A 20,614-nucleotide genomic window follows, 5' to 3' on the forward strand; every position below is an offset into this window, starting at 1 on the left:
GTAATCCCGACACATTATGGGTTTCGACATGTCCCAGGATCCATCCTTTGCTTCGCGGCCCCCGCGCTGGGAGTGCCAGGCCGACGTCACTGTCGTTGACGACAGCGGGCGCGAGCTGATGGGCCGGCTCGGCAATGTGTCCGACGCCGGCTTCATGGCCGAGTGCGAGCAGAAGATCCCCAAGGGCGCGATCGTCGAGATCGACCTGCCCGAGCGCGGCCGAGTCCGCGCAGAGGTGCGCTGGGTTCTCGGCTGGCGCTTCGGCGCGCTGATCCTGCCGGACGAGCAGCAGGGCCGCAACGCCGCCTGAGCCGGCCCTCGGGACCGCCGCTATCCAAAGTTTCTAGGGGAAGTGGTGGACGCACCAGGGCTCGAACCTGGGACCCGCTGATTAAGAGCCACCGTTTTGGCAAATTTCAGCCGGCATCACCGCGTTTCAATCGTCCTCACGTCCACGGGCGGGCCGACGAACTCCTTGCTCTCCCACGGTTTTTCCATATCACCGAGTTTCATCGGGCGGCATCAAAGCCCACTGCAGATGTTGCCCAGACGTTGCCCCGAAGGAGGTCCTGTGGCTACGGCAAAGGTGGAACTGACCAAGCTCAAGCTCGACAACCTGTTGCCGGCGGCTCCACGCGAACGATACGAGGTGGCGGATACCCACGTTTCAGGTTTGCGGGTGCGCGTGGGCGATGCAGTCGTCGAAAGTGGCAAATATCGAGGTAAGGCTGCGCAGATAAGCTTTGTGCTGTTGGCGCGATTTCCATCCAAGCCAAATGCAAGTCCGACGCGTCGCACGTTGGGACGCTACTCGCGCGAATTTCCTCAACTGACATTAGAAGCGGCTCGCCGGAAGGCCGTGGAGTGGAAAGCCATGGTCGCCGCAGGAAAGGACCCGGCAGTTGAGGCCGCACGCGAGCGCGCAGCGGCCGACGAGGCACTCCGCGCAGCAGAAGTGGCCGCTCGGAGCAGGTGCACCGTTCGCCAGGCGCTGGATCGGTATGAATCCGAGCATCTCCACAAGCTCCGTCGCGGGAAATCGACTCGCCGTGCGCTTGATGGACGCAGTGGATTGCTGCTGCCGTTTGCGGACCAAGATCTCAAGTGCATCACGCGCCAGGATTTAGCGGAGCAAGTGCGAGTCCGAGCCAAGCTCTCGCCGATTTCTGCGAACCGTCAGCTCGCCTACGCGAACGCATTCTTCAATTGGTGTGCAGACGAAGAACTGCTCGACGGGAACCCAGCCGTAAGAATCAAAAAGCCATCAAAGGAGCGTGCGCGAGATCGCTACCACTCGCTCGAAGAGTTGGGAGAAATTTGGAAGGCCACGGAGACGTTGGGATACCCCTTCAGTCACCTTTACCGACTGCTGATCGCGCTGCCCATGCGGCGAGAGGAACTGGCGGGCCTTCTGGTGGCGGAGCTGGTTCTCGGCACGGATGAGGATCCAGAGGCCGTATGGACGCTGCCAGCGGCACGCACCAAACGTGCGAACGCACTTCGGGTACCCCTTGCCCCCTTGGGGAGATCCATCATTATCGAAGCGCTGAAACATCCGGATCGGCCGTCAGATTCAGCGTACGTCTTCACCACGAAAGGCACATCGCCGGTGTCAGGGTTCGCCAAAGCGAAAAGGAGGTTGGATCGCGCGATCACTAAAGCGCGGTCGGAGGCGGCAGCAAGAGGTGAGGGAGATGAAGCGGTACAGGTCGAGTCTATGCCGCACTGGGTCGTTCACGACCTACGCACCACTTTCAACACGCACGCCTGCGAACAGCTTGGTGTAGATGCCGCGGTTGCTGATCGGATTTTGAATCACGTCGCGACAGCGACAACCTCGAAGATAATGCGCGTTTACAATCGATCGGAGCTCTTTGAGCAGCGGCGCAACGCGCTTTCTGCGTGGGAAAGTTTGCTGAGGACCAAGGTCGTCGGAGGCATGCCAGATAATGTAGTCCGTTTGTCTCGCGCTGCGTCCGCGTGAGCGACAAAGCTCCGCTGAGACTCGCGGCTCTTCACAGCAATGATGCCGATGAGGCATCGGCATTGCTGCAAGCCGCGTCGGGGCCCTTGCCGGGGCCATTGCCTGCGCTCGTCGAGGATGCAGTGCTCGCGCTTCAAGAGGAGATTGAAGCTGCCATCATCAAAGGTGAGCCCGACATATCGCTTTCGCTGGAAGCGGCCGAACTCTTGTCGATAGCTTTGAAGACTCGAGAGCGACCGGCCAGCCGTCCACTCTTGACGGGTGCCGAGCGAGCCAACCGGTACGCCACCGTCGAACTCGCGAAGGCCCTCTCGCGTCAGTATCGCGCTGAAGGAATGCGTGCGGGTCAAGCTGATGAGCGAGCAGCGAAGGAAGCTGCCCGCGTAGGCGGCGCGCTAGCTTGGACCACCATTTACGACCGAATGCGCCGCGGTGGTAAAAAGCCCAAAGCTTGATGTCGCTGACAGCCTAGGTGCCTCCGCGTCAAATGACGCCAGCTGATTTCAGGAGGCGGCAAATGACTAACGACATGGATCCGTTTCTCGACCGTAAAACCGTTCGGGCTGTCACGACATTAAGCTTTCCCACCATCTCGCGAATGCAGCGGCGCGGCGAATTTCCCCCGTTCGAGCAAATCAGTCCTGGCCGCCGCGGCCTGCGCCAATCGACGCTGACGGAGTTCTTATCGGGCCGGCGAGATTGGAGCGTGATGGGGTAATCGGATCCACCGCGGCCGTTCGGCGCAGCCACAAATGTGTGTTCGCCTCAGCGCGAGGGTCTGGAAGATGGACCTTTCGTCGAACCGGAAGTTCGTGCTCCTCGCGCTGGCCGACAAGATCAACGGCAAGAACCCGGAAAGGGGATGTTGGCCATCCGTTGCCTCATTGGTCAGCATGACCGGCTTAAGTGATCGCACCGTGCAGAAGGCTCTCAATGAGCTTGAAGAAGCCGGACATCTCACTCGAAAGAAACGGTCTGGGTCGTCCAGCATCTACCATCTGCAATTGCTGGACCCCCGAAGCTCCTTCGGGGGCGAAGCTCGGCCGCAGAAAGGACGGGGAAGCCCATCATCCCCCGAAGCGGCTTCACCCCACCCCCGCAGTGCCTTCGGGGGAGCCTCCGAAGCTCCTTCGCCCAAACCAGAAAAAACCAGAAAGGAAACGACCAACGCTCCGAGCACCCAGCATGGCAGCGCCCGCAGCATCGGCGAACAACTGAAGTTGTCGCCCATCTCCATTGTGCGCGACGCCTTACGCCGAAGCTGATCAAAAGTGACCCTGCCGTCCCGACGCCGCTGACCATAAGGTTACGAACAAAACGGCCTCTCCGGCAACAAGCCTATATGACCGACCATTACGCGCGCGCGCGCGATCGGTCGGGAGGGCGATGTCTTGGAAGCATTGATCGGCTATGGGGGAGCTGACGAGGAGACGATATGCTGCTGGGCCCGTTCTCTGACCTGCCGGAACTGGATGAAATCGCCCATCGCATGTTTCGCCAATTCGCTCGGATGGAGTACGCCTTGAAGGCGGCAGGGTATCTCAAGCGTGAGGATGGGAGAGCCGAAGCCAACTGGTCAGCCTTTGCTGCTGACATCGACGAGGGCCTACGCAACGCGTTTATCGAAGACGCCGAAGTGTTTGCGGCAGTGGCCTACATCGGACTCAAACCCCCGAAGAAGCAGATGGTCCGAAAGGGTGCTCTCTATTGGAGGGAGACACCACCTGAGGCGACAACGGCGAGCGGCGTCCTCCTCATGTACGTCTCCCGCGTGCGCAATAACCTTTTCCATGGTGGCAAATTCAGCAACGGCTGGCTCGACCCTGAGCGAAGCCGGAATCTACTGCGACATTGCCTGACGATCTTAGATTGCTGCTTGAGGCTCTCAGATCGGGTGCGCGATGCCTTTGAGCACTGAGCCCAGACTCGCGACGGAAAGAGCGCCGACGCCCCCTAGTTTGATCCGCGCTAGCCGCCCCCGCTGCGACCGCGCCGCTGACTGTTAATCAGCAACGTTGCCGCCATTGCCCTCCGCAGGAAACGGCCGAGCGCATCTCAAAGGGTTTGAGGGCAATCTGGGGGCAACAAACGGTCGGACATCGCTGCTGAGCTGGATAGAAACTGTGGGGGCAGGTGGGTAGGGGCGGGCCCCACAAAGGGGACCTCTGAGCATCCAGCGGTTTCAGACTAAGTCTGGATCGCCGGCTCGGGTTCGGACCTCGTGCCGGCGCAATCTGCTTCCAAGTCCCAGCTCTATCTATCACTGCGAACGGCCTGCTGCGGCGCTTCAGGTAGGGTCGATCTGAAGTAGGCTGTCTATGACCTGGAGTGCGGATAATAGGCCGTTTCGCGCGGACAAAAGCTCGGCACCACCCAAGTGCTGGTGCCGCCCCGCCAATCCCAACACAGCCGCTAAAACGGTGTCGGATTCACGGACCAGCGCGACGAGATGCTCTCCGCTGGGTCCGTAACACCCCGTCAGCCAGTTCTTTGCGGCCCGATCGCTCGCACCGGTCCATTTCATGATCGTCTTCACCGCCCGGTGGCTCTGGCCCAACTCGGTCCGCAAAGCATCGGCAATTGCTCCTGCGTAGGGCCGACGCACACGCACGCGCGCCGGAAGCGAGTTGCCCGTCTTCCGAAACATCCTTCCTGCTCCGCTGGTCTAAATGAGCGAGTCGAACCGCTTCGCTTCCGCTCATCTAGGGCCGAGCTATGATCAAGTGGGACACGCGAGATACGTCGGGCGGCTCAGGTGGCGTCCCCGCCGCAGAATACGTGCGGATGTCCACTGAGCATCAGAAGTACTCCACGGACAACCAGTCCGCCGCCATCCGACGGTATGCGGAGGCGCGCGGGTTCGGCATCGTCAAGACCTACGCCGATGAAGGAAAAAGCGGCCTGAAAATCGAAGGCCGGGATGCGCTCAAACGGCTCCTGGAAGACGTGGAGAAACGTCAAACGAACTTCTCAGCGATCTTGGTGTACGACGTTAGTCGCTGGGGGCGATTCCAGGATCCGGACGAGGCCGCCGCCATTGAGCTTCTTTGCAAGAAGGCCGGCATCGCGGTGCACTATTGCGCCGAACAATTTGAGAATGATGGCAGCATTGGGTCGTCGATTATCAAGACCGTGAAACGCGCGATGGCCGGCGAATATAGCCGGGAGCTTTCGGTCAAAGTGTTTGCAGGACAGGCAAATCTTATTCGGCTCGGGTTCCGCCAGGGCGGGCCGGCCGGATTCGGCCTCCGACGCGTACTGGTCGATCAAAACGGTACCCAGAAAGGGGAATTGGCTGCGGGGGAACACAAAAGCATCTCGACCGATCGGGTGATTTTGGTTCCCGGCCCGGCCGAAGAGGTTCGGGTTGTTCGTGAGGTCTACAGACTCTTCCTGACCGAGAGGCGTTCTGAGCGGGAGATTGCGAGCATTCTGAACCTGCGAGGGGTTCCTACCGATCTCGGTCGACCGTGGACGCGGGGAACAATCCATCAATTGCTGATCAATGAAAAGTACATCGGCAACAATGTCTGGGGCCGCACTTCTTTCAAGCTCAAGCAGTCTCGATGCGATAACCCGCGGAAAGATTGGGTTAGGCACGATGGTGCCTTCAGTGCCATTGTCGAAGCCTCTGAATTTGAAGAGGCTCAGTCATTAATTGCAGCCCGATCGGAGCGCCTGTCGGACGAAGAGATGCTTCGCCGTCTGAAGGAAGTTCTCAGGGCGCAAGGATCTCTTTCTGGTCTCATCATCGACGAGACGGAATTCTGCCCCTCTAGCAGCGCCTTCCGCTTTCGCTTCGGCAGCCTTCTCCGAGCGTACACTCTGGTGGGCTACAACCCAGCTCACGACTACCAGTACCTGGAGATCAATCGAGCGTTGCGCCGGATGCATCCGGACGTCGTTCGCCAAGTCATTGACGGGATCGCTTCGGCCGGGGGCGGCGCTATCTCCGACCTGAAAACCGACGTGCTTCATGTGAACGGAGAGTTCACAGCATCCTTGGTTATCGCCCGTTGCCGAAAGACCGTAGCGGGTTCACTTCGCTGGAAGATCATTCTCGACCAAGCGCTTCAACCCGACCTCACAATTGCGGTTCGTATGAACCAAGCGAATGAGGCTCCGAAAGACTATTTCCTCTTGCCGCGGCTCGACATGGAAAGGGCCGTCCTCATGTTGTGGGAGCACAACGGGCTTTCCCTCGACGCGTATCGCTTTGAGTCTCTCTCGATGGTTTACGAGATGGCTAAGCGCTTCATGCTGAGGAGAGCCGCGTGAGCCAAGCGACGCCCGCTCAGCAGGTTGAGATGATCCCTATCAGTCGCGTGGTAGTTATCAATCCGCGAGTGCGTAATAGACGCGTATTCAATGAGATCGTGGAAAGCATCGCCCTCGTTGGATTGAAGCGTCCGATCACGGTAACGCGACGCGTTGAAGGCGAGGAGATCTATTATGATCTAGTCTGCGGGCAAGGGCGTTTAGAAGCCTGCCGAACATTGGGCTTCGGTGAGATCGCGGCCCTGATCGTATCCGCGGACGAGGAAGATTGCCTCGTTTCGAGCCTGGTAGAAAATTGTGCCCGTCGACAGCACCGAGCCCTCGACCTTCTCCACGACATCGGCGAGATGAAAAAGCGAGGCTACGCTATTGCCGAGGTAGCAAGAAAAACCGGTCTCTCGTACGAATATGTTTGGGGCGTGACCCGCCTTTTGGAGAACGGAGAAGAGCGCCTTCTCCGTGCAGTGGAGTCAGGCGCGATCCCCATCACAATCGCTGTCCAAATCGCGGACGCCGATGATTCCGAGGTTCAGGGCGCGCTGCAAAGCGCTTACGAAGAAAACCTCCTGCGTGGACGAAATTTGATCGCGGCCCGCCGGCTAGTAGAAACTCGGAAGCGCCGCGGCAAAGGGCTGCGCAACGATGGTCGGCAGAGGAAGCCTGTATCAGCCTTAGCGTTGGTTCGGGCGTATGAAGAAGATACTCAGCGGAAACGGGCCTTGATCCGCCGTTCGGAGGTGGCGAAGGCCCGACTGAGCTTCGTGACCGAGGCAGTCCGCAGCCTTGTCGATGACGAGGCCTTCTTTGCGATCTTGGAGCAGGAGGATCTTGCTTCTGTTCCGGCGCGCCTTGCGGCTCGTATTCCGGAACTTGTGGGGGAGCCCGGATGAGTGGGAAGCTCAAGCTGGGCTTTGAGCCCTCCAGCCTCCGTATTCCTCTAAAGAATATACTCCCTCTGCGTGTCGTGAGCGAGAGCGTGCGTAAGTCAGTCAAATTCGCCCAGATCGCCGCATCCATACGAGAGGTTGGCATAATTGAGCCGCCTGTGGTGGTTCGCGATGCAGGCGAGCCGGAGATGTTCCATCTGCTCGACGGCCACCTTCGGATCGAGATATTGCGAGAGCAGGGGATCGAGGCAGCGGTTTGCCTCATCTCCACAGAAGACGAGGCCTACACCTACAACAAGCGCGTCAACCGGCTCGCGATCATCCAAGAGCACAGGATGATACTGACGGCGGTGGAAAAGGGAGTCTCGGAGGAGCGTCTTGCTCGCGCTTTGAACCTAAACATCTCCAGCATCCGGAGCAGACGACGGCTTCTTGAAGGCATATCCCCTGAGGTGGCCGATCTTCTGCGCGACAAGCACGTCCCGATGAACTCATTTCGTGAGCTCAGACGAATGACCTCCGATCGACAAAAGGAGGCGGCTCAGCTCATGGTGGCGATGAACCGATACACCGTTTCCTACGCTCGCTCACTTGTTGCCGCGACTCCTGAGGACCTGCTGGTCCAAAAGAGGAAGAAACAAGTTAAGGGACTCACCTCCGAACAGATTGCTCTGATGGAGGAGGAGGCGGCAAACCTTCAGAGAGATTTCAAAGTCATTGAGCAGGACTATGGCGCGGATCACTTGGATCTGGTTCTTGCAGTCGGTTACGTTTCGCGGCTGCTGGGGAATGCGCGAGTGGTCGGCTACCTAGCTCAATGCCATGCCGAAATTCTCGCCGAGTTTCAGAAACTGGTCGCTGTCCAGCAAGCGGCCTGAGGCGTAAGCCGACGTCCGAGAATTACCTATGGCCGGGAGCGAGGGAAGCCCGGTTTAGGGCCCCTCGGCTGGGGACGCTGATCGTAAATCAGATGAATCTTAAGCCGCCTCCGGGCTGCCGGGACGAATTTTGATCCCAGCGCCCCCTTGGGGCAACTCAGTGGCAACTTCGAGAGGCCTCGGGTGGCGAAGGGCTGAGGCGACGTCATGGAAGACCTAACATTGACCGCCGGTGCCCGCTCGCGCAAGCTGCGAGCCAATCCATGGCGACACATTCGAACCCCCTCCCAGCCGCAGTTCCGCTCCGCAAGAAGATCCGCGAGATCACCTGCAACAATGCGGATGAGCCCGATCTGTGTGCCTACATTAAGGAGCTGCTTACTCGCGGCTCTTTCAATCTTGGGCTAAGCACGAGTCAGGTCATTATAGATTCCAAGCTCAGCAATAGTAGGCGTAGGCCGGACCTCGCGGTGTACCGGACGCTAAGGGGTACGCGACCACATGGTTGCAGCCATGACGACAGATCCAATCTTGCCAGAATGCGCCCGATGATCGCGCAGAGAGGTCTTCGTATTCAGCCGTACGCCGACCACAGCAAAGGCGATCGAGACGATTGAGGCTAGCACAAGTCGGATGACTGGCGGAGAGTGCTCCCAGGTAACTGATCTGTACGCGGTCATTGATTTATAGCTATTCGTCTGCTTGAATCGCTCTGGGGCAAAACGGGGTCCACCGAAATTATGGAAAGCATTTTCGAGTGCCGTCGCAGGGTCTTTGAGTCAGTACAAAACGGTATTGTCGACCGGCGGGTGGTCGACTGTATAGTACATGGCGGCATCGCTACCGACGATGAGTCCCCCCTATGGGATTATAAACTAGAGTTACCTGTTCCGCCGGCGGGGAAGAACGACGCGCTTCAGAGTGCATATAGCTCCAAGTCGGCCGAAATCGTCAAGGACTGCGTTTCTCTGTACAACAGCTATGGAGGCTACATCGTCTCTGGGATTAGAGATACCGATAGAGTGGTTATTGGCACTAATTATGGATTCGATGCAGCAGACCTAAACCAGAAGATCCACGGCGCGACAGGCGTGAGCATCGAGACCGTTTACCGGGAAGTTGATGTTTCGGACGTTCTCCCTGATGCGAAGATAGGCCTTTTGTTCGTCCCGCGACGGCCGAATAATTGCAATCCTGCTCAGTTCAAAAAGGATGCTCCCCGAGGAAACGGAAAGTTAGCCTACCAAGCTCAATCGTTCTACCTACGGCAACGGGACACCTGCCGACCCGCTGCTACGCCGGAAGATTTTGAGTTTCTCTATGGTTCGCGGGAACTTGAGAACATCGGCCGTATCACCCACTTCCTGGAAAACAATCTGCCGTCGCGAGAACAAGACTTCGAACGACTCATTGGTCGGGATGAGGAAATGGCGGCACTTTGGGCGTGGCTGTCCGACGCCTTTAGCCCGATCAAAATCCTGAGTGGTCTCGGCGGCGTCGGCAAGACCTCTATCGCATATACCTTTGCGGAGAGGCTAATAGTTAGCTCGGCGGCAGGGCTGGATCGGTTGATCTGGTTGGGCGCGAAGTCCGAAACGTTTTCCGGCGAGAGGGACGCGCTCGTTCCCCTGTCCCGTGTCGATTTTAGCGGCGTGGATGAGCTGCTCACCCAAATTTTGCTGGAGACCGGTTGTCCGCCCGCGCAGCTGCCAGAGGAAGCAGGCCGAGAAGACCTCCTCGAGATGGCTCGCTCACAACTTGGCGAATTCTCGTTTCTTCTGGTTGTAGATAACGTGGATACGTTGCCGGATGCCGATCAGCAGCTGCTCTTCCACCTGCTCACGCAGATTTGCTCGGCTACGAGAACGAAATGCATCGTCACGGCTCGGCGAAACTTGGGCGCGCCTCGAACGGCCTTCATTGAGATAGAAGGCCTACTGTTGCCGGATTTCGAGAAATTTGTCGCGGAAAAGGCATCCTTGATGAAGGTCGCCCCTCCGCCCGCGGGCAGCCGCGACATGCGCAAGTTTCATGAAGACAGCGGGGGCTCCCCTCTGTTCGCTATGTCCGTACTCCGACTGATGTCCCTAGGTGACTCCATGCGGGATGCTCTCTCAAACTGGCGGGGGAGTGATGGCGAGGCTGTTCGTGAAGCGGCGTTCCGCCGGGAAATCGGGAGGCTGAAGCGCAAGGAGGCTCGGGTGCTTCTTGCCCTTTGCTATCTCGGGTCCGCGTCCAGCGTGGAGTTGGCCGCAGTCTTGGGCTTGACTCGGTACGAGATTCAGGAGGCCCTCGAAGAATTGCGATCCTTTGCGATGACGAGTTTGGATGCCAGTCTCCCTGGTGGAGCGACGTTCAAGCTCTCACCAACGCTTGCGCTGGTTACGGGGCTCGTGGAGCAACGGGTGCCCGACCACGCTGAGATTAAGGGAAAAACTAAAAAGCTCACTAAGGTGGCGGCCAACAAGAAGCCGTATATCGGTGAAGCTGTGCTTCGAACGATAGCATATCTGGAGCAGGGAGATACCAGTTCGGCGAATAACGTAGTTCAAACGGCACTTCAGACGCTACCGGACGACCCTGACCTGCTCTGCCTGCTCGGGCGTTGTCTCGAAGCTCAAGGAGACAGACCTAAAGCAAAGGAAGTGTTCCAGAAGGCGCACGATCTCGGGTGTCGCCGGCGCGAGCTTTTTTTTGGTTGGATCAAAGTGGTGGAGGAGCAGGAAGATTGGAATGGAATGATTTCCGTCGCCGAGCTTGCTGAAGATGCTATCAAATCGTGTCGATTCAGGCTCGCACGGAACCGAGCGCGGGCAGAGCTAGGGCACGAGCGCTCTCGTGCAGGTGACTATAGAGGCGCGATCGAATTTTATGAAGATGCTCTTGTCGACCTCCATGCGGCACTTGAGGTCTACCAACTCAGCCCGGACCGGGCGGACCTTTGGAAGCAAAACGACCAGATCGTCGGGGCATGGCTCGGTGCCGTGCGCATGGCTGAAAGCAGCAGTGGCGGAGACGGGCGTCGCCTTTTTAGTGCCTATTGGAGGGCCATTACCACGTATCGGATCGTCTCTCGCGCCGCGTTCTCTGGCGCGCTCGATGCTCTGTCTGACTGGCTTGGCCGGGTCGAGGGTCGGCGCGTGCTTTCAGAGACGGCGAGAGATAACCTTGAATTGGCGAGCACTCGGGTTCGGCGAATCGCTGAAATAGCCGAGGCACGAGTGAACTTTGAGGCCGGCGCGAAAACTGCGTTCCAGGCGAGTGCGGCGCGAGCACGCGCGCGGCTCGTAACCCTATTAAAAGGACCAATGGCAGGTTAGCGGTGACGCTGATTGTCGTTCAGCGAAGATTTTCAGCACCATCGTAGGGGGCGGGGGAGGCCGCGACCGGTAACTGCGGTTCGAGGGCAACTGCCGGGCAACAAACCCAACGGCGAGAGCCAATTTAGCCGTTCGCTTCGTGGTCGATGTCGGCCAACAGGGCTCCTTAACAGGTTCGCCGTCCTAATTTGTTTGCTCAGGGCAGGTCGCAACCAGCCTACTTGTGCCGCTCCCCCACCGCACGTCGCCGCAAGTTTGCTAGCAGCGACCCGGTGGACGGCCGGCTACCAGCACCGTGCAGAGTCGAATTGAGGCAACCAGTTCCTCTTCGGTTCCGAAGGCCAGGAACTCACTCGCTGCCTCTCTAACGGCAGGGGGGAGTGAGTGCTTCGAAAGTAGCATATCGGCATAACGATTCAGGCGCTCTATTTGTTCGTTCCGCCTGCGCCGCCGGCCGTGTAGGACCTTCGAAATCGTGTCTTGGCGGACGCCCGTAGCCGCTTCCATCTCCGTTTGAGTGGCCAAGCGCCGGCGTCTGATCGTCCGCAGTTTTGCTGCGAGCTCGTCGAGAAAGCGGGCCTCATCCATTTACATGAGTCTTGCATATTGGCATAAGACGAGCAAGGTTCGGATAAGGGTGGCGATGCGTGGAATTTTCGACTGGTGAAGATCTAACTCGTCTCAGTTTCCGCGACTGGACCGGGGAGCGCGCGTTGGCGACAATCGGCACGAACGCCGGCTCTGTCGCCCTGCCGTTCCAAGATTGGCGACGGTTCAAAGAAGCATTTGCACCGGAACTCGTCGAAATGGCCGTCAGTGAGACACCCGGCCGCGTGGAGCGGATCGTTGATCCGTTTGGAGGGTCCGGCACAACCGCGCTTGCCGCTCAGTTCCTTGGCATCAATCCGACGACAATCGAGGTGAATCCCTACCTAGCTGATCTCATCGAGGCGAAAATCTCGCGGATCGACCTTGAGGCCGCAGCATTGGCTTTCGCCCGCGTCGTTGAACGAGCCGGGAACAGTGTTGCTCCGCCTCAAAATCCGTTTCCAGATGCGCCCCGAACCTTCGTCGAACCTGGCGTCGACAATCGCTATATTTTCTCCAAGGCTGTGGCGGCTCGCTTGGTGGCGTACCGAGATGCAATTATGGCCGAGGCGAACGAGGGCATTCGGCGGCTCTTCCGCGTCGTTCTTGCTTCAGCAGCGGTTCCAGTCAGCAACGTAACGATAAGTGGCAAGGGCAGGCGGTATCGGAGCAATTGGCAGTCCCGCCGAGTAAGCCCGGCCGCGGTGGATAGCTGGTTTCGCGATGGCGTCCTTCAGGCGCTCTACGATCTCAGGCGTTTCGCCGATCGCTCTTGCCAGGAGTATACCCTGCTACGCGGGGACGCACGACAGCTCGTGAACGATCTCCCTCAGCATCAGCTCGCTGTGTTCTCGCCCCCCTATCCAAACTCGTTCGACTACACGGACGTGTATAATGTCGAGCTGTGGGCGTTAGGCTATCTCTCCAGCCGAGGTGCGAACACCGCACTGCGTAACGCTACCCTTAGAAGCCACGTCCAGATCCATCGAGACATGACCGCAGATGACCTCGCGGCGAAGACCCTCGGGGAGACAGTGCGGAAGCTTGAGAGCGTGTCGGAGCGGCTCTGGAACAGGCATATTCCCTCGATGGTCGCGGCGTATGCGTCAGACATGGCGGTCGTGATCCGCGGCATCGGGCGCGCAATGCCCCGCGGAGGACGCGCCTACATAGTTGTCGGAGATAGCCGCTACGCTGAAGTCGATGTTCCCGTGGCGGCAATACTAGCTGAGCTAGCCCCCGGGCTTGGCTTCGAGCCGCTGCGGGTCGAGCCATTCCGTTCTATGCGAGTGTCCCCCCAGCAGGGTGGTCGGCCTCAACTCTCGGAATCATTGTTGGTGCTTGGGCGGCGCTAATTACTTAGCCAGCATAGCCGGCGAAGCGCGCATCATCTGCTGAACCGAATAGCTCACGAACTGCGTGCGATGGCACCGGCGCAAGCTCTGCCAAAACCTTCTGCGTCTCGGACGCAGAGAAGAGATCTTCTTCTTTGTCCTCGCGCATGTCATAGACCTCGAGGAGGCCATGCTCTGCCTTGCGGTTCTTCTGGTACGCCCACGCCTGTCTCAACCCCTTCTCGATCGCCTTGAGATTTGTTGTCCGCGATACAGTCGAGGGCGTCGCGCTGCCGGGCGCGTTTGCGAAGCTCTTGATGACCTTCAGCTCGACAATGGCCCAGTAGGTTAAAGCCTTTTCACCCTCATCGATCAGCAGCTTAACATCGATTCTGCCGATCAGAGTTTTCTCTTCGATCTCTGCCCGCAAAAGGCCCCAGAAGGCGGAATTGAGCCAGTTCTCCAAGTCCTTCTGTATGGTTCTCTCGGGGTCTGGGCCAGGAACGTACTTTGAGGCACGGCCGCTTTCCCAAAGCCCCTGAAGCCGGCCGGGTGTCAGAAGCCTGGTGATGTGAAAATGCTGCAGAGTCTGGTTCAGTTGGGCAAGCGTAGCGGTCGGGGCCTCGTCCCTGATTTTGTCCTCTCGCGTCAGCTCGCCGGCCGCGCCCCTAACCCTCAACGTCATGATGGCAGTGGAGCGGTACGCCAGCACCAACGTGGCTCCTTCGAGGCCTTCGTCATGTAGCCAATCCAACAGAGCGTTGGGGTGACATGGCATCTCTAGGACCTGTCCACCTCCTGCATCCCGCGTGAGGAAGAGAACGCGGCCGAACAGTCTATCTTTCGTCGCTATAGGGTCGGTTATCGGCTCGGTCGAAAAGCGAGCTTGGTACGCACGGGGCTTCTCAACCATTACAAAGGCAGCGACCTCGTGGTTATCGTCCTCTCCGGGCCACCCGGATTGCGCCCGCCGCTCTAAGATTGAGCGCACTCCCTGAGCGAACCGCTCGGGAAGTTCAGCGCGCACGTTGGGGAGCTTGGGGAGGCGAGCGGTCGTGGCCGCGATGTCTGCGTCTTTGACGCCGTCGATCCGACCCTCCTCAGCCATGAGCAACCCTCGCCAGATAACTCGCGTAAAGATACAGCTTCTCACCTTGGGTAAGTGAGGCACCCTCTGGCATAAAGTTGTGGAACCGGTCGGCGGTCCGCCAAGTCGAATTGGCGACGCGTGGGAAGTTTACCCATGCGCCAAAATCGATGACGTTTTCCCCTGGGCCTTCCGATCGATACGTGGCGTCGAAGGAAGTCGCTCTGTCTATTTCGTCGTTGGGTAACGTTGCGAGCGCCCCAGCCAGCTCCACGAGAAATTCGTGCACACGCGCGTCGTCGGGGTCATATGGCGTCGTTTCGGCGTGAGCGCCGATCGCGGCGAGCAGAGGGTCTAGGTGATCTGAATCGAAGTTGAGCGCGTACCGACCCTGCAACCTTGATCCATTCAGGCCGCGCGAGACGTACCTAAGATCGCTCACCTCCACGAGGCCCATGACGACTAGGTGGTCAAGCTCCTCCTGCAGTTCTGGATAATGAGGACCGCCCTCGATCTTGAGGATCTTCCCATCGAATGGAGGCAGGTTCCAAACCGGAGAGAGAACATCGGCAAGATACGCAAACGCGTGGAGTCGACTTGATTCCAAGGGCGTGATTGCCGCTCGCTCAGCTGCGTCTAGCAGTACGATCAGCCGACACCGGCGGCGTGTTCGCGCAACGTGGTGTTCGCTGATTAGTCCGTCACTCACCGGTGCGTCCCGTAACGGCCTCTTCTAGCAGCCGCTCGTATTGCGTCCGATCGAGTTCTAGCGCCCGATTTGGTGCCGCCACCCGCAAGAGGTTGAGAAGCCGAGACCAGCGACGATCATCCTCCTTCGACGAGTTTGAGACCCCTCCGAATAAGCTTGTCACCAATCCCGCGTTGGAGAGGTTGGTCGTGACGATGAGCCGGTTCGAGGATTGATAAGCGAATTCTGCCAGTGCGCCGCCCACGCGCTCCATTGCGAGGCCGTCCAAACTCGCCTCTGGGGTTTCCATGATGAAGGTCGCGGGGGCACTTGGAGCAGCGGCGCGCACAAGTGACAACCTGAAAGCAAGATCGATCAGCTCGCGCTGCGACTCCGAGACGTCGGTTGGGTCATAACGGCGTACGAAGCCGGACCGGTTTGCTGCCACCATCTCCGCCTGGTAAGCGGGGAACTGAAGCGGCGCGTCGCCCACTGCGCCTTCGGCCTGAGTGTAGCGCGGCTTAAGCCTCACCTCTGCAAGGCGTGCGGGCTCAGCAAGAAGACGACTTGTGAGTTCGGCAAAGCTTGCCAGGACAGTGTCAGCCTTCGACGAGATGAGCTGTTCCTTGGCTCCAAGGAGCTCCGAAAGTTCCGCAATTTTTCCTTCGCGCCGGTTCAGCCAATCCCGCTGCTGCCTCCGCAGGGTGGCGAGGGTGTCGGCGATCTCCTTACTGGTTCTGGACCCAGGCAACTGCGCACGCAGTTGACGATTTTGCGCGGTTCTTGCCTCAATGGTGCGGCCGAGTTTGAGCGACTTGTTAACGGTCGCCTGATGGATCGCCGCGATCTGCTGCAGTCGAGCGGCCTTGGTCCGAACCTCCATTTCAGCGACGCGAGCCGCTTCTCGGACGGCATCCAGCTTCGCCTGCTCGAACTTGTAATTCCCGATGACATTTTGCTGCTGTTCTGGCGGCGATCCGCACGCCGGGCAAATCCCATTTGCGAGAACACTCTCAAGTTCCTCACGCTTGCCGGTGGCCGCTGCATCGCAGACTAGGCATTTTTGATCGGTCAAAATGCGCGCGATTACGAGGCGGGCGGTCTCGTCCATCGACGGATAAAGGTTTGCTAAAGCGGAGTATTTCAGCCGCTCGACCGACCCCCTGGCCTCCTCACGACTGATTTTTGATTTTTCATGCTCGAGCCGAACGCGGCTGCGCTCCAGCTCTAGATCCTCCAGAAGGGTATCTAGACGGGTCTTCTCATCAAGGTCTGCCGCAAGCAGCCTCTCCTCAGCATCCAGCCGTGCAGCGAGTGCCTCTGCGCCGACTTCATCCTTTAAAACCTCCGTGAGCTCAGCTTCCGTCGCTGTGATACGGGCTTGGATATTCCGCGCTTGGCTGTCGGCTGATTGTACTGCCCGTTCCAGCTCGGCGACACGAGTTGCGTCGTTCCCTTCAAGGAATAAAGCGCGGAGGACTTGCCGCTGAGCGTTCTGGTCCCACAGGGCACCGGGCCGGTCCTCTTGAAAGAGGATCACGTGGTGCAGCACTAGCAACACATCGACAAAGGAGCCGAGCCGCATCAGACCGGCAAGGTCCGCTTGGTAACTGGCCTCTCTACTGGGGCGATTGCCCTGAAGCTGGCGCGGCTCCCGGTCAATTGAATGCTCAACGAGAGAGAGGTCAGACATCTTTCTCGTGACTTGAAGGAGGCGGCCATCACATTCAACTGTTAGAGTCATCGTTGCGGACTCTGCCTCATCGGCCACCCGCTGGCTGAAAAACTGTGTTGGCTTTCGCTTGAGGGCCACTGGGCGATCAGGGACCGACACGCCCATCTGATTCGGCGCGCCGTCGCCACTGAGATCATAAGGGCCGGTAAGGCACCGTAGGATCGCGGTCAGCAGAGTTGTCTTACCCAGACCATTGATGCCGGCAATGATTGTAAGGCCCGGTTCAAAAACTTGATCGATGCCCGAACCGGGCGGATCCCCTGGAAAAAGACCGTAATCAGAGATCTTCAGTCCAGTGACGACCGGTATTGTTACCATGAGTTTGGTCGATTCACTTTCTCGAAGCTCGGGTGCTTATGAAGCCGGTCCGGCCACTCGGGTCAAGTGGCGGCTCGAATGCCGGCTTCCACCAGGTACCTTGGCGCTTCCCTTGCAAGCAGGGGGAGGGGGCCACTTCTCCCGGACGACTCATCCAGCAAGCGGTAGCTCCCACCTTTCGATGGTCGGTTTCCTGTTGCCCCAGCAGTTGCCCGCAGCCGCCCTAGTGGGCGCGCGCGGTTCGCGCTGGAGCTCTAAATTATTGGAAAGATTTGGTGGACGCACCAGGGCTCGAACCTGGGACCCGCTGATTAAGAGTCAGCTGCTCTACCAACTGAGCTATGCGTCCGGGAGAGGCGCCACTTAGTGGCCCTTGCCGGGGATTGCAACCGCCGCGTTTTCGAAATCTCCGAGCCTGTTCGCAGCGGGCCTTACAGGCCGCGGCGGCGCTCGCGATCGCGGCGGGTCCGCCGATCGATGCCCATCAGCAGGCCGAGGCAGATCATCACCGTCATCATCGCGCTTCCGCCGTAGGAGAGCAGAGGCAACGGAATGCCGACGACCGGCGCCAGGCCCATCACCATCATCAGGTTGATCGCCGCATAGAAGAAGATGATCGACGTGAGGCCGCCGGCGGCGAGCATCTCGTAGCGGTCCTTCGCGTCCATCGCGACCCGGGTTCCCCAGCGGAGCAGGACGCCGAGGCCGACCAGCACGGCGATTCCGCCCAGCAGCCCCCATTCCTCGGCCATGGCCGAGAAGATGAAGTCGGTATGCTGCTCGGGAAGGAAGTTGAGGTGGCTCTGGGTGCCGTTGAGATAGCCCTGGCCGGTGATCCCGCCCGAGCCGATCGCGATGGTCGACTGGGTGATGTGATAGCCGGCGCCGAGCGGATCCTGCGAAGGATCGAGCAGGATCAGGATGCGCTCCTGCTGGTGCGGCATCAGGAAGGGGAAGATGGCCGGCACGGCGCCGCCGACGGCCACGCCGCCGCCGATGAACCATTTGAGCGGAAGGCCGGCGAGGAACATGGTGGTGATGCCGGAGAAGGTGAGCAGCAGCGAGGTGCCGAGGTCGGGCTGGAGCAGGATGACGACCACCGGGATGCCGATCATCAGCCCGGCCGGCCAGATCGCGCCGAACGTCTGGATGTGGCGCGGCGGCATGGCCGAGTAGAAGGCCGCGAGGGCGATCACCAGGATCGGCTTCATCAGCTCCGACGGCTGCAGCCGGATCGGCCCGAAATCGAGCCAGGAGCGCGCGCCGCCGCCGACCACGCCGACCGCCAGAACGACGACCAGCAACACCATCACGCCGACATAGGCATAGGGCACGATTTCCCTAAACCAGGACGGCCGCACGTAGGAGATGGCGAGGGCGAGGCCGAGGAACACGCCGAAACGGGCGGCGTGGGGGAAGGCCCAGGGCAGCAGGCTCCCGCCCGCGGCCGAATAGAGCGTGACGAAGCCAAATGCGGCGAGGAACGCCGCCGAGAGCAGCGCCGGCCAGGGCTGGGCGGCGATTGCGCGGGGAACGAGGGGGAGGGCCATCGCGCGCGCTCCTAGGTCGCCTGCGGCGGAGTCCGGCCGGAGCGGTGGGCGGCCGCCCACGCCTCGGCGCGCCGCGCAGTGCGCTCGGCGAGCGTGCCGCCCCATTGCTCCTCGAGCGGGGCAAGCGCCTCCATCGCCATGTCCCGGTCGAACAGATAGGTGAGCACGTCCTTGGCCACCGGCGCCGCGGCGCGCGATCCGCCCATGCCGTGCTCGATGACGACCGCGCCGGCATAGATCGGGTTTTCGGTGGGCGCGAAGAAGATGAACAGGCCGTGGTCGCGATATTTCCACGGCGTGCCGGCCTGGCCCCGCTGCGAGGCGGTGATGCGCCGCACCTGCGCCGTTCCGGTCTTGCCCGCCATGTGGATGTCGGGGAAGGGCAGGCGCGAGCGGCCGGCGGTGCCGGCGCCGTTGACCACTTCCCACATGCCGGAGCGCACGGCTTCGAAATGCTCCTGCGCCCAGGGCAGTGGCCCGGGCTCGGGGCCTCTCACCGGCAGCAGGCGCGGCTGAATCATGCGGCCCGACGCGATCCGCGCCGCCGAGATGGCGAGCTGCATCGGGTTCACGATCACGAAGCCCTGGCCGATCGAGGTGTTGAGCGTGTCCGACTCGGTCCAGTCGGGCCGTTCGACCGTTCGCCGGTTGCGTTCGAACCGCGCCCTTTTCCATTCGTCGTCGGGCATGGTGCCGTAGCTCTGGCTGACCACCGGCAAGCTGGCGAACTTCTGGCCGAAGCCCATCCGCTTGCACACATCCGACAGCACGTCGATTCCGGCGCGGCGCCCCATCGCGTAGAAATAGGTGTTGCAGCTGCGCGCGATCGCGGTGTGCATGTTCACCGGTCCGTGACGGCCGAGGCAGCGGAAGAAGCGGTTGCCGAGATTGTAGCCGCCGCCGCACGACACCCTTTCCTCGGGGTCGATGCCGGCCTGTAGCAGGGCCATGGCGATGCTCGGCTTGAACGTCGAGCCGGGCGGGTAGAGGCCGTTCAGCGCCTTGTTGAGCAGCGGGCGGCGCTCGTCCTCGGCGAGGAAGCTCCATTCCAGCTGGCTGATGCCGTCGGTGAAGACATTGGGGTCGTAGGCCGGCATCGACGCCATGCACAGGACGTTGCCGTTGCGGCAGTCCATGACGATGCACGCGCCCGATTCCTCGCCGAGCCGGCGGCCGGCATATTCCTGAAGGCCGGCGTCGATCGTGGTCTGCAGCGGCTGGCCCGCGCGGTCCGGCAGGGTCTCGAGCTCGCGCACCAGGCGGCCGCGCGCGGTGACCTCGATACGGGCCGCCCCGGGCGTGCCGCGAAGCCGGCCTTCCATCGTCTTTTCAAGACCTTCCTTGCCGATCTTGAAGCCCGGTGTGATCATCAGCGGATCGCGGTTGGCGGCGAGATATTCCTCGCGGTTGGGCGTTCCGACATAGCCGATCAGGTGGCCGACGGTGGATCCGGCGGGGTAGTGGCGCGAGAAGGCGCGGAGCGGCGACACGCCGGGCAGCTCGGGCTGGCGCAGGGTGACTGCGGCATATTGGTCGTACGTCAGGTTCTCGGCGACCGCGACCGGCTGCGACCCGGTGGCGCGCTCGAGCTCGGTGCGGATGCGCTCGACGTCGGCCGCCTGGAGTCCGAGCAGATGGGTCAGCTGCGCGAGGGTATAGTCCACATCCTCGATCCGTTCCTTGAGCAGGTCGACTCGGAAGGTGCTGCGGTTCTGCGCCATCGGCTGGCCGTTGCGGTCGACGATCCAGCCGCGCCGCGGCGGGATGAGCCGCATCTGGATTCGGTTCTCCTCGGCGAGAACCTGGCTGCGCTCATTCTCGGCGATGGCGATATAGCCCATGCGGCCGGCGAGCAGCACGCCGACTCCGCCCTGCAGCGCGCCGAACACGAGCGACCGCCTGGTGAAGGTGATCGCCTGGCTTTGTTCGGTGACGAGCGGAGCGCTCCGCCTCTTCATGACCGTCTC

At 60.3% G+C, this 20,614-nt stretch carries 16 protein-coding genes and 1 tRNA gene; 11 read left to right on the forward strand and 6 right to left on the reverse strand.

The genetic code is table 11. The features are described 5' to 3' along the window. Positions 1-28: 28 nt before the first annotated feature. The 11 genes from G7B71_RS03360 (at position 29) to G7B71_RS03415 (ending at position 13,290) form a co-directional block, all read left to right on the forward strand. Positions 29-310: a PilZ domain-containing protein gene (locus G7B71_RS03360; RefSeq protein WP_166037886.1), complete on the forward strand. Its 282-nt coding sequence runs from the start codon at positions 29-31 to the stop codon at positions 308-310. Positions 311-571: 261 nt separating this feature from the next. Continuing rightward, positions 572-1,984, forward strand: a complete 1,413-nt coding sequence (locus G7B71_RS03365) for an integrase family protein (protein ID WP_166037888.1) — start codon at positions 572-574, stop codon at positions 1,982-1,984. Then, a complete protein-coding gene (locus G7B71_RS03370; RefSeq protein ID WP_166037889.1) occupies positions 1,981-2,439 on the forward strand; it encodes a hypothetical protein in 459 nt (152 codons plus the stop codon). The genes G7B71_RS03365 and G7B71_RS03370 overlap by 4 nt, the downstream gene beginning before the upstream one ends. 62 nt (positions 2,440-2,501) lie before the next feature. Next, entirely contained in the window at positions 2,502-2,702 is a 201-nt protein-coding gene (locus tag G7B71_RS03375; protein ID WP_166037891.1) for an AlpA family transcriptional regulator, read from the forward strand. A gap of 67 nt (positions 2,703-2,769) precedes the next feature. After that, positions 2,770-3,249, forward strand: a complete 480-nt coding sequence (locus tag G7B71_RS03380) for a helix-turn-helix domain-containing protein (RefSeq protein ID WP_166037893.1) — start codon at positions 2,770-2,772, stop codon at positions 3,247-3,249. A 170-nt stretch (positions 3,250-3,419) separates the two neighbouring features. Then, positions 3,420-3,902, forward strand: coding sequence for a hypothetical protein (locus tag G7B71_RS03385; protein ID WP_207774702.1), 483 nt, complete (start codon positions 3,420-3,422; stop codon positions 3,900-3,902). A gap of 797 nt (positions 3,903-4,699) precedes the next feature. Beyond that, positions 4,700-6,262: a recombinase family protein gene (locus G7B71_RS03390; RefSeq protein WP_243406076.1), complete on the forward strand. Its 1,563-nt coding sequence runs from the start codon at positions 4,700-4,702 to the stop codon at positions 6,260-6,262. After that, the gene (locus G7B71_RS03395) at positions 6,259-7,152 is read left to right on the forward strand and encodes a plasmid partitioning protein RepB C-terminal domain-containing protein (protein WP_243406077.1); all 894 of its coding nucleotides are present in this window, start codon (positions 6,259-6,261) and stop codon (positions 7,150-7,152) included. Before G7B71_RS03390 ends, G7B71_RS03395 begins: the two co-directional genes overlap by 4 nt. Further along, positions 7,149-8,027: a plasmid partitioning protein RepB C-terminal domain-containing protein gene (locus tag G7B71_RS03400; protein WP_166037895.1), complete on the forward strand. Its 879-nt coding sequence runs from the start codon at positions 7,149-7,151 to the stop codon at positions 8,025-8,027. The genes G7B71_RS03395 and G7B71_RS03400 overlap by 4 nt, the downstream gene beginning before the upstream one ends. 740 nt (positions 8,028-8,767) lie before the next feature. Beyond that, positions 8,768-11,347 (forward strand): AAA family ATPase, encoded by a 2,580-nt coding sequence (locus tag G7B71_RS03405; RefSeq protein ID WP_166037897.1) that lies wholly within the window; start codon positions 8,768-8,770, stop codon positions 11,345-11,347. 647 nt (positions 11,348-11,994) lie between these two features. Continuing rightward, positions 11,995-13,290, forward strand: coding sequence for a site-specific DNA-methyltransferase (locus tag G7B71_RS03415; protein WP_166037902.1), 1,296 nt, complete (start codon positions 11,995-11,997; stop codon positions 13,288-13,290). A gap of 4 nt (positions 13,291-13,294) precedes the next feature. Here the strand turns inward: G7B71_RS03415 and G7B71_RS03420 are convergent, their stop codons facing one another. The 6 genes from G7B71_RS03420 to mrdA form a co-directional block, all read right to left on the reverse strand. Continuing rightward, complete coding sequence (locus G7B71_RS03420) at positions 13,295-14,377, reverse strand: hypothetical protein (protein WP_166037905.1); 1,083 nt, start codon at positions 14,375-14,377, stop codon at positions 13,295-13,297. Continuing rightward, the gene (locus tag G7B71_RS03425) at positions 14,370-15,065 is read right to left on the reverse strand and encodes a hypothetical protein (protein WP_166037907.1); all 696 of its coding nucleotides are present in this window, start codon (positions 15,063-15,065) and stop codon (positions 14,370-14,372) included. The genes G7B71_RS03420 and G7B71_RS03425 overlap by 8 nt, the downstream gene beginning before the upstream one ends. After that, positions 15,058-17,097 carry an AAA family ATPase gene (locus G7B71_RS03430; protein WP_166037909.1) on the reverse strand — a complete coding sequence of 680 codons (2,040 nt, stop codon included), beginning with the start codon at positions 17,095-17,097 and terminating at the stop codon, positions 15,058-15,060. Before G7B71_RS03430 ends, G7B71_RS03425 begins: the two co-directional genes overlap by 8 nt. A gap of 273 nt (positions 17,098-17,370) precedes the next feature. Next, positions 17,371-17,446: transfer RNA gene (locus G7B71_RS03435), tRNA-Lys, on the reverse strand. 82 nt (positions 17,447-17,528) lie between these two features. After that, entirely contained in the window at positions 17,529-18,647 is a 1,119-nt protein-coding gene (gene rodA / locus G7B71_RS03440) for a rod shape-determining protein RodA (protein ID WP_166037911.1), read from the reverse strand. An 11-nt stretch (positions 18,648-18,658) separates the two neighbouring features. Beyond that, positions 18,659-20,605: a penicillin-binding protein 2 gene (gene mrdA / locus G7B71_RS03445; RefSeq protein ID WP_166037913.1), complete on the reverse strand. Its 1,947-nt coding sequence runs from the start codon at positions 20,603-20,605 to the stop codon at positions 18,659-18,661. Between the last annotated feature and the right edge of the window lie 9 nt (positions 20,606-20,614).

Source organism: Sphingosinicella sp. YJ22, assembly GCF_011320075.1.
Lineage (GTDB): Bacteria > Pseudomonadota > Alphaproteobacteria > Sphingomonadales > Sphingomonadaceae > Allosphingosinicella.

Excerpts from the sequence above, each read along its gene's own strand:
- mrdA (WP_166037913.1), bottom strand. The coding sequence starts at position 20,605 with ATGAAGAGGCGGAGCGCTCCGCTCGTCACCGAACAAAGCCAGGCGATC.
- G7B71_RS03385 (WP_207774702.1), top strand. The coding sequence starts at position 3,420 with ATGCTGCTGGGCCCGTTCTCTGACCTGCCGGAACTGGATGAAATCGCC.
- G7B71_RS03420 (WP_166037905.1), bottom strand. The coding sequence starts at position 14,377 with ATGGCTGAGGAGGGTCGGATCGACGGCGTCAAAGACGCAGACATCGCG.
- rodA (WP_166037911.1), bottom strand. The coding sequence starts at position 18,647 with ATGGCCCTCCCCCTCGTTCCCCGCGCAATCGCCGCCCAGCCCTGGCCG.
- G7B71_RS03405 (WP_166037897.1), top strand. The coding sequence starts at position 8,768 with ATGGAAAGCATTTTCGAGTGCCGTCGCAGGGTCTTTGAGTCAGTACAA.
- G7B71_RS03375 (WP_166037891.1), top strand. The coding sequence starts at position 2,502 with ATGACTAACGACATGGATCCGTTTCTCGACCGTAAAACCGTTCGGGCT.
- G7B71_RS03400 (WP_166037895.1), top strand. The coding sequence starts at position 7,149 with ATGAGTGGGAAGCTCAAGCTGGGCTTTGAGCCCTCCAGCCTCCGTATT.
- G7B71_RS03390 (WP_243406076.1), top strand. The coding sequence starts at position 4,700 with ATGATCAAGTGGGACACGCGAGATACGTCGGGCGGCTCAGGTGGCGTC.
- G7B71_RS03360 (WP_166037886.1), top strand. The coding sequence starts at position 29 with ATGTCCCAGGATCCATCCTTTGCTTCGCGGCCCCCGCGCTGGGAGTGC.
- G7B71_RS03380 (WP_166037893.1), top strand. The coding sequence starts at position 2,770 with ATGGACCTTTCGTCGAACCGGAAGTTCGTGCTCCTCGCGCTGGCCGAC.
- G7B71_RS03430 (WP_166037909.1), bottom strand. The coding sequence starts at position 17,097 with ATGGTAACAATACCGGTCGTCACTGGACTGAAGATCTCTGATTACGGT.